This is a genomic window from Streptomyces sp. NPDC005955 (genome assembly GCF_042871255.1).
GTDB lineage: Bacteria > Actinomycetota > Actinomycetes > Streptomycetales > Streptomycetaceae > Streptomyces.
In genome coordinates this window covers 471,740-484,675 of sequence record NZ_JBIAIF010000003.1, presented here as the reverse complement: position 1 = coordinate 484,675, position 12,936 = coordinate 471,740, and the positions used below count along the sequence as shown (strand labels likewise).

Sequence of the window (12,936 nt, the reverse complement as noted above, 5' to 3'; positions counted from 1 at the left end):
TCTTACCCCCGGCCATGGGAGACTCCTGGGCGATGGACATACCCGGTACCCCGCTCAGAGCCGTGCGCGCGGCACTGTTCACGGCACTGACCGTGACGCTGTCGACCGCGTCGCACGTGCTGCTGTCCGGGGTGCCGCTGCCCCTGTCGACGACCGTCTGCGTCACCGTCGTCGTCTTCCTCCTCGCCTACGCCCTGGCAGGACGACGGGAACGCGGCTTCGGCCCCATCGCCGCGCTGCTGGTGCCGCTGGAACTCGTCGCGGACACCGTGTTCACCGTCGGGCAGCACACCTGCTACGGCCCGGCCGGCGGTCCCGTCACCGGTCCGCTGCGCTCGGTGGGCCTGGACGTGCTGTGCGCGGGTACGGAGGTCGGCACCCCGCTGGCGGCGGCCGTGGTGGCCGGCGAGCGGGGACGCGCGGCGGACCTGCTCGTCCACACCACCCCCGGCACCGCCTGGCTGCTGCTCGCCGCGCACCTGGGCATCGGGCTGCTGGCCTCGGTCTGGCTGTGGCGCGGCGAGCGGGCGTTGGCGCGGCTGCTGCGCACGGTGGCCGTCAGCACCTTCCGACCGCTGTTGCTCGCGGTCGCCGCGGTGTGCGCCCACCGGGGGACCGGACATCCGCCGGTCGCCGCCCCGGCCTTCCCCGGCGTGATCGTCCGCCCTCGGCTGTGGGCGCACTCGGTGGTCCGCAGGGGCCCTCCCCCCGCCCTGCTCCTCGGCTGACCGGTCGCCCCCGCGGCTGACCGGTCCCCGTCACGACGGACCCGCCGGGCGATCCGGCAACCCCACTTCCCATCCCGTACTCCGCCGCGCGCGGAGACGTCATCACACGGAGATCTCCCCCATGAGCAAGAGGAACAGCCAGGCGGCGAAGACGGCGGCCCGCGAGCGGCTGCGGATCGAGCGCGAGAAGCAGGCCAAGCGGGACAGGACGCGGCGCCAGATGATCGTGGGCGCCTCGATCGTCGGCGTGCTCGCGGTCGCCGCCGGCGCCGGCTACCTGGTCATGGAGGCCAACAAGCCCGAGTACTGGGAGAAGGCGGCCAAGGCCAAGCTGGTCAAGCCGGCGAACTCCAGCGGCGAGAACGGCACCACCGTCGTCATCGGCAAGGACTCGGCCAAGAAGACCCTGAAGCTGTACGAGGACCCGCGCTGCCCGGCCTGCGCGGGCTTCGAGCAGACCCTCGGGTCGACCATCAAGCAGGACGTCGCGGACGGCAAGTACAAGGTCCAGTTCATAGGCGCCTCCTTCCTCGACGAGCGGATCATGGGTGAGGGCTCGCGCAACGCGCTGAGCGCGCTCGGCGCCGCCCTGAACGTCAGCCCCGAGGCGTTCATGGACTACAAGGAGCAGCTGTACTCGAAGAAGCACCACCCCGAGGAGTCGAAGGACTCCTTCAAGGAGGACTCGTACCTCATCAAGGTGGCGAACGACGTCAAGGAGCTCAAGGGCAACAAGGAGTTCCAGAACGCGGTCGAGGGCGGCACCTACGACCGCTGGGCGCTGGAGATGTCGAAGACGTTCGACGAGAACAAGGACGGCGTCACGGGGACCCCGTCCCTGGTGATGGACGGCAAGAAGGTCACCGCCGAGGGCTCGGAGAGCTCGCCCGGAACGGTGGAGGAGTACAACAAGGCGTTGGACAAGGCCCTCAAGGGCTGACGTCCGCACGCCCGTCGTACGGGGTGCCCGCAGGGCGCCCCGTACGGCTCACCGGGGCGCCCGGACGGAGCGCGCGACTGGGTCCGCGCTCCGTTCCGAGCGCCCCGTCGTCTTGCGGTTCGCCGGGGCCCGGGTCCCGGGACGGGCACCGCCGAGCGGGGGTCGAGCCCCCCGTTCGACGGTCCCACCTGCACCTTTCAACACCACGGCCGGTCCTGTCGGGAAAGGACCTTGTTCGCTTCCGCGCCCCGCACATAGTCATGACACGCAAGCCTTCTGCACCTCGATTCCACGACGAGAGGGATCCATGAGCATGCGTATGAAGACCCTGGGTGGCGGATTGGTCCTCGGAGCCGCCGCACTGATGTTCGCGGCCGGCCCGGCCGTGGCGGGCACGGACGTCTACGTCGACACCACGGACCCGTTCAACGGCGGAGCCGCGGGATTCGCCTCCAACGGCGACATCTTCACCGTCTGCGACAACAGGTCGGACGGCCTGCGCGCGAGCGGCCACATCGGTTGGTCCACCCCCCAGCAGAGCTACTGGATCCCGCTGGAGGACGCCAACGGTTCCGGCAACCCGTGCGCGCGGACGGACCTGAGCATTGCCGCGGGCAAGCGCGTCACCGTCCAGATCTGTCTGAAGGACGGGGCCGCCGGCACTCCGCAGTACTGCGCCACGGAGCACGGCGTCGCGTAGCGCCCCGGTTCCCGGCGAGGGCCCGAAGGACCAGGTCCGGACGTCGGGGAACGGGTGAACCCGGGCGTGGGGGGGGGGGGGGGCCCCCCCCCCCCCCCCGGGGGGCCCCCGGGGGGGGCCCCCCCCGCCCCCCCCCCCCCCCCCCCGGCCGCGCCGGGGGGCGGGCGCCCCCGGGGCCCCGGGGGGGGCCCCCCCCGCCGGGGGGGGGGGGGGGGGTCGGGGGGCCCGGGGGGGGGGGGGCCGGCCCCCCCCCCCCCCCCCCCCGGCGGTCTTCCCCGGTCGGGTCACTCCTGCAACTCCCCCAGCCGCCGCAGGTCGTCGCCGACCCGGGCGCGCTCCGGTGCGGTGAGGGGGACCGCCGCCGCCCGGGCGAGCACGGACGCGGCCCCTTCCGCGTCGCCCAGTCGGCCCGCGACGTCGGCCCGGAGCACCAGCAGGCGCAGCAGTTGCACGGGCGTGGGTCGTTCGTCCCGCAGGTCCAGCACCCGGTCGATGACCTTGGCGGCGGCCGCCGGGTCCTCCTTGGAGCCGGCGAGGAGCCCGGCGTGGTGCAGGGCCCGCGCGAAGGTCTCCCGGGGCGCGGGCCGGTGGTGCTGGTCGCCGTCCGTGGGTTGGCCCACCCGGACGCAGTTGCCGCCCGGGTCGGTCAGCAGGAACTGGCGCACGCCGTGCGAGGTGTCGCTCAGCGCCCCGATGCGGGGCAGCCCCCGGGTCGGGACCTTGCCGTACGCCGCCTTGAGCCCGGCGCGGAAGGCCCGGTGCAGTCCGTCGACGTCATCGGTCCGGACGTAGCACGTGCTGTACGACTCGGTCGGCTCGTACCGTTTCATCGCGAAGAAGTGCAGCTCCGCACCGCCGCGTCGGACCACCGCGTAGGGATTGGGGCTCTGCTGTCGGAAGGTCACCTCGAACCCCAGCGCGGTGTAGAAGTCGAGGACCGGCGGGAGGGTCCGACAGGGAAGGATCGGATGGGTCGTCTCACTCATCACCGCAGTCTAGTCAAACTTGTCTAGCCGTCCATGAGCCTTCTTCAAATCGCCGGGAACCGGCGCGCCCGACTTTCGGGCAGACCGGGCGGGGGGCGACCCGCCGACCCGACCCCGCAGACTGGCGGGCGAAGTCGGGGAGCGGACGGTCATGGACGGGCCCGGAGGCGAGCCGGTCGCCCGCGGCGGATCACGCCCCGTTCAGATCGGGCAGGCCGGAGAGGGAGTCGAGGAAGTCGGCGATCAGGGGGGCGATCCCGGGGAGGTCCTCCTCCAGGGCGAAGTGGCCGGTGGGGAAGGTGTGCAGCGCGGCCTCGGGCACGTCCTTGAGGTAGGCGTGCGCACCGGGCTCGGGGAAGAACGGGTCATCGCTGCCCCAGACGATCAACACCGGCGGGGTGTGGGTCCGCAGCCACTCCTGCCACCGGCCGTACTGCTCGACGTTGGTGTGGTAGTCGAAGGCGAGCGCCTCCTGGGCGTCCTTGCGCCCGGGCTGATCCAGGAAGTACTGGTCGAGGATCCAACCGTCGGGGGCGATCCGCTCCGGATCGCGGGTCCCCGACTCGTACTGGAAGCGCGTGCCGGAGAGGGTGAAGAGCGCGCGGACGGTCTCCCGGGCGCCTTCCTGTTCCGGGCGCAGGGCGATGAAGTCCCGTGCGGCGTCGGACAGCCCCTCCTCGTACGCATTGCCGTTCTGGACGACCAGTCCCGCGATCCACTCGGGGTGCCGGGTCGCGAGCCGGAACCCGACGGGCGCGCCGAAGTCGAAGACGTACAGGGTGAACCGGTCCAGACCGAGCCCCTGCACGAACCCCTCCATGACGTCGGCGAGCCGGTCGAAGGAGTAGGTGAAGCCGGCGGGCGCCTCGGTGTGGCCGAAGCCCGGGTAGTCGGGGGCGATCAGCCGGTACCGGGAGCCGAGGGTGTCGATCAGCCGCCGGAACTGGTGGGAGGCGGAGGGGAATCCGTGCAGCAGGAGGAGGACCGGGGCGTCCGGGCGCTCGGGCAGGGACTCCCGGTAGAAGACCCGCACGCCGTCGACGTCGAGGTGACGGTGGACCGCCGGGGCCGGCGCCGCGACGAGCGGACGGGTGGGGGGATGCGCACTCACTAATGCCTCCATGGCGAGTTGATGCGTTAGCCTGCACTGACCATACCTAATGGTTAAGCACGGCGGTATAGCATTAGGTTCATGAGTGATACGGCACCGTTCACCGGTGAGCCCCTCGCCCTCGACCTGGTCAACACCCGGCCGAGCAGCGGCGATCTCCTCACCACGGCCGAGCAGCTGCGCAGTTGGCTCGCGCTCCAGGCCGACCGGCTGCCCGAAGGCCACGGAGCGGAGGTGACGCTCGCGGACCTGGAAGCGGTGCGGGAAGTACGGGACGCCACCGCGACCGTCCTCGCACGGGTGCGCAGCGGCGCGCGGCCCCCCGAATCCGCGCTGGCCACCCTGAACCGGGCGCAGCGCACGGCGCCCGGCACGCTCCGACTGGCCTGGGACGGAACGGCCGTCACCGCGGTGACCCGACGCACCGGCGGCACTCCGGGGCAGTGGATCGCCGCCCGGTTGGCCGAGTCGGCCGCCGCCCTCATCGCCGGCCCCGACCTCCAGCGGGTGCGCGTCTGCGAGGCCCCCGACTGCGTGCTGCTGTTCCTCGCCGCGAACCCCCGTCGACGCTGGTGCTCGGCCACGCGCTGCGGCAACCGCACCCGGGTGGCCCGCCACTACCAGCGGCACAAGCACCACCAGGACGAGGACCGGTCGGCGTCGACGGAGCCCGGCACCCGACCGTGAGCGGGGCGCCGCCCGGAGATCGGATGTTCACGACCGGTCGGAGCCGGTAACAAGCGCAGGCATGGAGAACGTACTACGCCCCGCCCTGGTCCTCGGCGGTTCCGTCGTGCTCACCCTGCTGCTCGGGTGGGCCGTCGACCGACTGCTCCGCCGGGCCGACCGCCGCCACCCCGAGGCCCCGTTGTGGGGACTCCTGCGCCGCTGCCGACTCCCCCTCCAGGTGGTGCTGTGCACGGCCCTGCTCAGGGGCTCGTACCGACGGGCCGGCCTCTGGGGTGACCACACGGCGAGCATGGGACGGCTGCTGTCGCTGGTCCTCATCGGGGCCACGGCCTGGCTGCTGGTGCGCGTCGCCGCGGCGGTCGTGGAGTCCTCGTACCGCCGCTACGCCACCGCGCACCGCGACCCCGCGCGACTGCGCAGGGTCCGCACCCAGGTGACCCTGATCCAGCGGGTCGTCACGGCCGTGGTCGGAGTGGTCGCCGTCGCGGCGATGCTGCTGACGTTCCCCGCGATGCGGACGGCGGGCACCTCGCTGCTGGCCTCCGCGGGGGTGCTCGGGATCGTGGCGGGTGTCGCCGCGCAGTCCACCCTGGGGAACCTGTTCGCCGGTTTCCAGATCGCCTTCGGCGACATGGTGCGGCTCGGCGACACGGTGGTGGTGGACGGCGAGTGGGGCACGGTGGACGAAATCACGCTGACCTTCCTCACCGTCCGCACCTGGGACGAGCGACGCATCACCATGCCCGTCTCGTACTTCACCAGCCAGCCGTTCGAGAACTGGTCCCGGGGCGGGGTGCAGATGACCGGCACCGTCTTCTTCCACCTCGACCACAGCGCTCCGGTGGACGCGATGCGCAAGCGACTGGCCGAGGTCCTGGCGCAGTGCCCGGCCTGGGACCGGCGCGAGTTCACCCTAGCCGTCACCGACACCACCCCGACCACGATGCAGGTGCGCGCCGTGGTCACCGCGAAGGACGCCGACGACATCTGGACGGTGCGGGTCGCGGTCCGCGAGCGGATGCTGAGCTGGCTCGCCGAGCACCACCCCTACGCGCTGCCGCGGATCAACACCACGGCAGCCGTCCTGCCCCCCGGCTAGGGGGTCTCCTCCTACGAGGACTCGGCGCGCACCCGGTCCAGCGCCCGCTGGAGGTCCTCGGGATAGGTGCTCTCGAACTCCACCCAGCGGGCCTCCCCCGGGTGCTCGAACCCGAGGCGCACCGCGTGCAGCCACTGCCGGGTCAGCCCGAGCCGGGCGGCGAGCGTGGGATCGGCCCCGTAGGTGAGGTCGCCGACGCACGGATGGCGGTGCGCGGCCATGTGCACCCGGATCTGGTGGGTGCGGCCGGTCTCCAGCTTCACGTCGAGGAGCGAGGCCGCCCGGAACGCCTCCAGCAGGTCGTAGTGGGTGATCGACGGCTTGCCCTCGGCGACGACCGCCCACTTGTAGTCGTGCTGGGGGTGCCGCCCGATCGGCGCGTCGATGGTGCCGCTGGTCGGGTCGGGGTGCCCCTGAACCAGGGTGTGGTACCGCTTGTCCACGGTCCGCTCGCGGAACTGCTGCTTGAGCGAGCTGTACGCGTACTCGGACTTCGCGACCACCATCAGCCCCGAGGTCCCCACGTCGAGCCGGTGCACGATGCCCTGGCGTTCGGCGGCGCCCGAGGTGGAGATCCGGTAGCCGGCGGCGGCCAGCCCGCCGATGACGGTGGGGCCGGTCCAGCCGGGGCTCGGGTGCGCGGCGACCCCGACGGGCTTGACGATCACCACGACGTCGTCGTCGTCGTGGATGATCTCCATGCCCTCGACGGGCTCGGCGACGACCTGCACCGGGGCGGGCGGCAGCGGCATCTCCACCTCCAGCCAGGCCCCCCCGTGCACACGCTCGGACTTGCCGACCGCCGTACCGTCGACCAGCACCTTGCCCGCGGCGGCCAGCTCCGCCGCCTTCGTACGGGAGAAGCCGAACATCCGGGAGATGGCGGCGTCGACGCGCTCGCCCTCCAGGCCGTCCGGCACGGGCAGGGTTCGGATCTCGGGAATAGCGCTCACCCGTCGAGTATGCAGGACGCAGCAGGTGCCCCCGCCCGGACCGCGTCGTTCGCCGGGTCCGGCCCGCCCCTCAGCCGGGGGCCGGGGACCTCAGTCCTTGTGGACGGTTCCGTCCGGGTCGAGCCCGCGGAAGGACAGCAGCACGATCAGGATGCCGCCGCACACGATCGCGGAGTCCGCGAGGTTGAAGACCGCGAAGCCCTTCGGCGCGATGAAGTCCACGACGGCGCCCTCGAAGACGCCCGGGGCCCGGAAGATCCGGTCGGTGAGGTTCCCCAGGGCACCACCGAGCAGCAGGCCCAGGGCGATGGCCCAGGGGGCGCTGTACAGCTTGCGGGCGAGCCGGATGATCACCACGATCACGGTCGCCGCGATCAGCGTGAAGATCACGGTGAACGCCTCGCCCACGCCGAAGGCCGCGCCCGGATTGCGGATCGCCTCGAAGCGGAGCCACTCGCCGATGACGTTGATCGGCTCGTGGTGCTCCAGCTTGGCGACGACGAGCAGCTTGCTGCCCAGGTCGAGCGCGTAGGCGAAGGCGGCCACCGCGAGCAGCACCGCGATCCGCCGCTTGCCGCGCGGGACCGGGGTCCCTTCCCCGTCCGCGACGGCACCCGCGACCGCGTCCCGCTGGTCGTCGTGCTCGCCGCCGGGGGCCGACGCCGCGCCGGCGGGGTCCGGGGAGTCCGGGGTGTCGATGGTGCGCTCCGCCTCTGCCACGTGAGTCCCTCAGCCTAGGTACCTGACTGAGGACGAGGGTACGGCACCGGCCCCGCGGCTGATCAGGGGAGCAGCCGCACCGCGGGCGCCGTCCGGGCCCCGGCGGCGGAGGGGGTCAGCCCCGCCGCTCCTGCTTCTGCTTGCACTCCACGCACAGGGTGGCCCGGGGGAACGCCTGCATGCGGGCCTTGCCGATGGGCTTGCCGCAGTTCTCGCAGAGCCCGTACGTCCCGGCGGCGAGCCGTTCGAGGGCGTGCTCGGTCTGTTCGAGCATGATGCGGGCGTTGGCCGTGAGCGAGAGTTCGTGCTCGCGGGTGATGTTCTTGGTCCCGGTGTCGGCCTGGTCGTCGCCCGCGCCGTCCCCGGAGTCCCGCATCAGCCCCGCCAGCGACGCCTCGGAGGAGCTGATCTCCTCGCGCAACCGGGTCGCGTCGGCGGACAGCAGTGCCCGGGCCTCGGCGACCTCCTCGGGCGTCCAGGCGTCCTCACCGGGGCGCACCGGCAGTTCGCCGGGTTCCGCCGCGGCGAGCCGTGCTCCCGGCACCGAGGTGGGCGCCTTCGTCCCCGTGGTCGTGCCCCGCGTCTTCTTCGCAACCACTGTCGTGGCTCCCGTCGTCTCCGCGACCGCAGTCGCCCTGTCGGTACTGCGTGTGCTGCTACGGCTCCCCGAACGTTTCGTCGCCCCGCCCGGGGTGGTCCCGGCCGCCCCTGGGATGTCTGCCCGGCCGGCGGCCCGCTTACTGCTCCTGCCCGCGCTCGTGGACGTGGTCGTGCTCGTGCGCCCGCCCTTCCCGGCCGTCGCCTTCCTGGCGGCCGTCCGCTTCGCCGCGGTCGACTCCTTGGCGCCCCCTTCACCGACCACCGGTCCCCCGCCCACGGCCACCTCGCCCACGGCCGCCCCGCCGACGGTCTCCTCGGCAGCGACCTTCTCGGCGACCGTCTCCTTCGCAGCCGCCTTCTTGGCCGTCGCCTTCTTGGCAGGGGCTTTCTTGGCGGCGGCTTTCTTGGCGGCGGCCTTCTTGGCAGGGGCCCTCTTCGGGGCCGCCTTCTTGGCCGCCGTTCCCTTCGCAGCCGCCTTCTCGGTCGCCTTCTTGGCCGTGGCCTTCGCCGGCGCCTTCTTGGCCGGCGGAGGCTTCTTCGCCGGCGTTTTCCCGGCGGCCTCGGGCCCGTCGCCGCCAGCACCGCCCGGAGGGGGGTCCGCCCCGGAGGGCGCGTACTGCGCGGCGGTCCGTTTCGCCACCATGGCCGCGGCCCCCTTCAGCTGTCGGGATCGTGCACCCACATCGCTCTGGGGACGATAAGTCGCCACGACAAGAGCGGCAAACGGTGACGAACCCACCGGAACGGTCACTCCCGGTCGACGGGCCGCTCCCGACGGCGCCGAGCACGCACCGGTACGCGCGGGCCCGCCGTCCCCCGTTCGAGTCACCGCCGGCACGCTCGGCCTCCCGGAGCGCCCGGGGAGGGACGGCCCTCGGCAAACCGGTTCGGCAGGCGCGCCCGGGGCCCGTACACTGACGGGGCGAACAGGTGTGGATGGGGCCGAGTAGCGGCGTACGCAGCCCAGAGCGACCCGGGGACGGTGGGAGCCCGGGGGCGAGCGCGGTGTGAAGATCTCCCCGGAGCCGTCGGAGGAAAACCCCGCCCACCGGGCGCCAGGGGCCGGTAGAACCGACATCGCACCCCAATGAGGGGGCCGTCCGGCGCAGCCGTACCGGAAGGCCAAGGAGGGTGGTACCGCGGGAGCACGCCTCAGCAGGCGCACCGGCTCTCGTCCCTCCGACGGAAGGCAGCAGTCCGTTGGAGGAGCCGTCGCGATGACCCCGCCCCCGCAAGAATCCGTGCACAGCGTCGAGGCGCAGTACCAGCAGGTGCCCGCCCAGATCGACCTGCCCGCCCTGGAGCACGCCGTGCTCGACTTCTGGCGCGAGAACAAGATCTTCGCCAAGAGCCTGGAGCAGTCGGAAGGGCGCCCCGAGTGGGTGTTCTACGAGGGCCCGCCGACCGCGAACGGCATGCCCGGCGCCCACCACATCGAGGCCCGGGTCTTCAAGGACGTGTTCCCCCGCTTCCGGACCATGCGCGGCTACCACGTGGCACGCAAGGCGGGCTGGGACTGCCACGGCCTGCCGGTGGAGCTGGCCGTCGAGAAGGAACTCGGCTTCAGCGGCAAGAAGGACATCGAGGCGTACGGCATCGCCGAGTTCAACGACCGGTGCCGCGCCTCCGTGACCCGTCACACGGACGCCTTCGCCGAGCTGACCAACCGCATGGGCTACTGGGTCGACCTGGACGACGCCTACCGCACCATGGACCCGGAGTACATCGACTCCGTGTGGTGGTCGCTGAAGGAGATCTTCGGCAAGGGCCTGCTGGTGGAGGACCACCGGGTGGCGCCCTGGTGCCCGCGCTGCGGCACCGGCCTGTCCGACCACGAGCTGGCCCAGGGGTACGAGACGGTCGTCGACCCGTCGGTGTACGTGCGCTTCCCCCTGACCTCCGGCCCGCTGGCGGGCGAGGCGGCGCTCCTGGTCTGGACGACCACCCCGTGGACGCTGGTGTCCAACACCGCCACCGCCGCGCACCCCGAGGTCGTCTACGACGTGGTGACCGACGGCACGGAGAAGCTCGTCGTCGCCCGGCCGTTGGTGGCGAAGGCGCTCGGCGAGGGCTGGGAGCCCACCGGACAGAGCTACACCGGCGCCGAGATGGAGCGCTGGTCCTACCGGCGCCCGTTCGACCTGGTGGAGTTCCCGGCCGACGCCGGCCCCGCGCACTACGTCGTCAACGCCGACTACGTCACCACCGAGGACGGTACGGGACTCGTCCACCAGTCCCCCGCCTTCGGTGAGGAGGACCTGTTGGTCTGCCGCGCGTACGGGCTGCCGGTGGTCAACCCGGTCCGCCCGGACGGCACCTTCGAGGAGGACCTGCCGCTCGTCGGCGGCACCTTCTTCAAGAAGGCGGACGAGGCGCTGACCCGGGACCTCCAGGAACGGGGCCTGCTGTTCAAGCACATCCCGTACGAGCACAGCTATCCGCACTGCTGGCGCTGCCACACCGCGCTGCTGTACTACGCCCAGCCCTCGTGGTACGTCCGCACCACCGCGATCAAGGACCGTCTGCTCGAAGAGAACGAGAAGACGAACTGGTTCCCCGACTCCATCAAGCACGGTCGCTACGGGGACTGGCTCAACAACAACATCGACTGGGCGCTGTCCCGCAACCGCTACTGGGGCACCCCGCTGCCGATCTGGCGCTGCGAAGAGGGCCATCTGACCTGCGTCGGCTCCCGCGCGGAACTGACGGAGCTGACCGGCACCGACCAGTCGGAGCTGGACCCGCACCGGCCGTTCATCGACGCGGTCACCTTCCCCTGCCCCGAGTGCACGGCCACCGCGACCCGCGTCCCCGAGGTCATCGACGCCTGGTACGACTCGGGTTCGATGCCGTTCGCGCAGTGGGGCTACCCGTTCCAGAACAAGGAACTGTTCGAGAGCCGCTACCCGGCGCAGTTCATCTCCGAGGCGATCGACCAGACCCGCGGCTGGTTCTACACGCTGATGGCGGTCGGCACCCTGGTGTTCGACAAGTCTTCGTACGAGAACGTGGTCTGCCTCGGTCACATCCTCGCCGAGGACGGCCGCAAGATGTCCAAGCACCTCGGGAACATCCTGGAACCCATCGCGCTGATGGACCAGCACGGCGCCGACGCCGTGCGCTGGTTCATGGCCGCGGGCGGCTCCCCCTGGGCGGCCCGGCGCGTCGGGCACGGCACCATCCAGGAGGTGGTCCGCAAGACGCTGCTGACCTACTGGAACACGGTCGCCTTCCAGGCCCTGTACGCCCGTACGTCCGGCTGGGCGCCCTCCGCGGCCGACCCCGCGCCCGCCGAGCGCCCGGTGCTCGACCGGTGGCTGCTGTCGGAACTGCACGCCCTGACCGACCAGATGACCCGGGCGCTCGACGCGTACGACACCCAGCGCGCCGGCAAGCTGCTGTCGGCCTTCGTCGACGACCTGTCCAACTGGTACGTCCGGCGCTCCCGCCGCAGGTTCTGGCAGGGCGACAAGGCCGCGCTGCGGACCCTGCACGAGGTGATCGAGACGGTCACCCGGCTGATGGCGCCGCTGACCCCGTTCATCACCGAGCGGGTCTGGCAGGACCTGGTGGTCCCGGTGACGCCGGACGCGCCCGGCTCGGTGCACCTGTCGACGTGGCCCGAGGCGGACCTCGACGTGATCGACCCCGAGCTGTCCCGACAGATGGCGCTGGTGCGACGGCTGGTGGAACTCGGGCGGGCGACCCGTGCGGAGTCCGGGGTGAAGACCCGTCAGCCGCTGTCCCGGGCCCTGATCGCGGTGTCCGGCTTCGACTCGCTCCCGGTGGAACTGCACGCGCAGATCACCGAGGAGCTGAACGTCACCTCGCTCGCCTCGCTGTCCGAGGTGGGGGGCTCCCTGGTCGACACCACGGCGAAGGCGAACTTCCGTGCCCTCGGCAAGCGGTTCGGCAAGGGCGTGCAGGCGGTCGCCAAGGCCGTCGCCGAGGCGGACGCGGCGGCGCTGTCGCTCGCGCTGCGCGAGGGCACGGCGTTCGTCGAGGTCGACGGCGAGAAGGTGGAGCTCGCGGCGGACGAGGTCATCATCACGGAGACCCCGCGCGAAGGCTGGTCCGTGGCGTCCGACTCGGGGGCGACCGTCGCCCTCGATCTGGAGATCACCGACGAGCTGCGCAGGGCCGGACTCGCCCGGGACGCGATCCGGTTGATCCAGGAGGCCCGCAAGAACAGCGGGTTGGACGTCGCGGATCGGATCGCGTTGCGTTGGGACGCGGGGGACGAGCGGGTCGTCGAGGCGTTGTCGGAACACGGAGGGCTGGTGTCCGAGGAGGTGCTCGCCGCGGAGTTCGTTCGGGCGGAGCCCGAAGCTCCTGTCTTCTCGGACCCTGCGCTGTCCCTGACGTTCAGCCTCCGCAAGGTCTGACCCCGCACGGGGCGCACCCTCACG

11 protein-coding genes are annotated in these 12,936 nt (G+C 72.1%); 6 read left to right on the top strand and 5 right to left on the bottom strand.

The genetic code is table 11. The annotated features are described in order from the left end of the window. Window positions 1–32 precede the first annotated feature (32 nt). From ACFYOU_RS10615 to ACFYOU_RS10605, 3 genes are all read left to right on the top strand, one after another. Window positions 33–728, top strand: coding sequence for a hypothetical protein (locus ACFYOU_RS10615; RefSeq protein ID WP_385485543.1), 696 nt, complete (start codon window positions 33–35; stop codon window positions 726–728). Between the two features lie 121 nt (window positions 729–849). Further along, window positions 850–1,668, top strand: a complete 819-nt coding sequence (locus tag ACFYOU_RS10610) for a thioredoxin domain-containing protein (protein ID WP_391304721.1) — start codon at window positions 850–852, stop codon at window positions 1,666–1,668. Between the two features lie 307 nt (window positions 1,669–1,975). After that, entirely contained in the window at window positions 1,976–2,368 is a 393-nt protein-coding gene (locus ACFYOU_RS10605; RefSeq protein ID WP_391304720.1) for a hypothetical protein, read from the top strand. 284 nt (window positions 2,369–2,652) lie between these two features. Here ACFYOU_RS10605 and ACFYOU_RS10600 read toward each other — a convergent pair whose 3' ends face one another. Both ACFYOU_RS10600 and ACFYOU_RS10595 read right to left on the bottom strand, forming a co-directional pair. Further along, window positions 2,653–3,354, bottom strand: coding sequence for a bleomycin resistance protein (locus ACFYOU_RS10600; RefSeq protein WP_391304719.1), 702 nt, complete (start codon window positions 3,352–3,354; stop codon window positions 2,653–2,655). A 190-nt stretch (window positions 3,355–3,544) separates the two neighbouring features. Then, a complete protein-coding gene (locus ACFYOU_RS10595) occupies window positions 3,545–4,465 on the bottom strand; it encodes an alpha/beta fold hydrolase (RefSeq protein ID WP_391304717.1) in 921 nt (306 codons plus the stop codon). An 81-nt stretch (window positions 4,466–4,546) separates the two neighbouring features. On the opposite strand from ACFYOU_RS10595, the gene ACFYOU_RS10590 reads away from it, so the two are divergent. Further along, complete coding sequence (locus tag ACFYOU_RS10590) at window positions 4,547–5,152, top strand: ABATE domain-containing protein (protein ID WP_391304715.1); 606 nt, start codon at window positions 4,547–4,549, stop codon at window positions 5,150–5,152. Between the two features lie 61 nt (window positions 5,153–5,213). Continuing rightward, a complete protein-coding gene (locus tag ACFYOU_RS10585; protein ID WP_391304713.1) occupies window positions 5,214–6,254 on the top strand; it encodes a mechanosensitive ion channel domain-containing protein in 1,041 nt (346 codons plus the stop codon). A gap of 11 nt (window positions 6,255–6,265) precedes the next feature. Here ACFYOU_RS10585 and ACFYOU_RS10580 read toward each other — a convergent pair whose 3' ends face one another. The 3 genes from ACFYOU_RS10580 to ACFYOU_RS10570 form a co-directional block, all read right to left on the bottom strand. After that, complete coding sequence (locus ACFYOU_RS10580) at window positions 6,266–7,207, bottom strand: RluA family pseudouridine synthase (protein WP_389761485.1); 942 nt, start codon at window positions 7,205–7,207, stop codon at window positions 6,266–6,268. A gap of 90 nt (window positions 7,208–7,297) precedes the next feature. Beyond that, window positions 7,298–7,927 carry a signal peptidase II gene (gene lspA / locus ACFYOU_RS10575; RefSeq protein ID WP_389761487.1) on the bottom strand — a complete coding sequence of 210 codons (630 nt, stop codon included), beginning with the start codon at window positions 7,925–7,927 and terminating at the stop codon, window positions 7,298–7,300. 115 nt (window positions 7,928–8,042) lie between these two features. Then, on the bottom strand, window positions 8,043–9,170 hold the full coding sequence (locus ACFYOU_RS10570) for a TraR/DksA C4-type zinc finger protein (protein ID WP_391304711.1): 1,128 nt from the start codon (window positions 9,168–9,170) through the stop codon (window positions 8,043–8,045). A gap of 574 nt (window positions 9,171–9,744) precedes the next feature. On the opposite strand from ACFYOU_RS10570, the gene ileS reads away from it, so the two are divergent. Next, window positions 9,745–12,912, top strand: a complete 3,168-nt coding sequence (ileS, locus tag ACFYOU_RS10565; protein WP_391304709.1) for an isoleucine--tRNA ligase — start codon at window positions 9,745–9,747, stop codon at window positions 12,910–12,912. Window positions 12,913–12,936 lie beyond the last annotated feature (24 nt).

Bases quoted from the DNA above. Each gene is read 5' to 3' on its own strand.
- ACFYOU_RS10615 (WP_385485543.1), top strand. From the start codon at position 33: ATGGACATACCCGGTACCCCGCTCAGAGCCGTGCGCGCGGCACTGTTC.
- ACFYOU_RS10610 (WP_391304721.1), top strand. From the start codon at position 850: ATGAGCAAGAGGAACAGCCAGGCGGCGAAGACGGCGGCCCGCGAGCGG.
- ACFYOU_RS10605 (WP_391304720.1), top strand. From the start codon at position 1,976: ATGAGCATGCGTATGAAGACCCTGGGTGGCGGATTGGTCCTCGGAGCC.
- ACFYOU_RS10600 (WP_391304719.1), bottom strand. From the start codon at position 3,354: ATGAGTGAGACGACCCATCCGATCCTTCCCTGTCGGACCCTCCCGCCG.
- ACFYOU_RS10590 (WP_391304715.1), top strand. From the start codon at position 4,547: ATGAGTGATACGGCACCGTTCACCGGTGAGCCCCTCGCCCTCGACCTG.
- ACFYOU_RS10585 (WP_391304713.1), top strand. From the start codon at position 5,214: ATGGAGAACGTACTACGCCCCGCCCTGGTCCTCGGCGGTTCCGTCGTG.
- ACFYOU_RS10570 (WP_391304711.1), bottom strand. From the start codon at position 9,170: ATGGTGGCGAAACGGACCGCCGCGCAGTACGCGCCCTCCGGGGCGGAC.
- ileS (WP_391304709.1), top strand. From the start codon at position 9,745: ATGACCCCGCCCCCGCAAGAATCCGTGCACAGCGTCGAGGCGCAGTAC.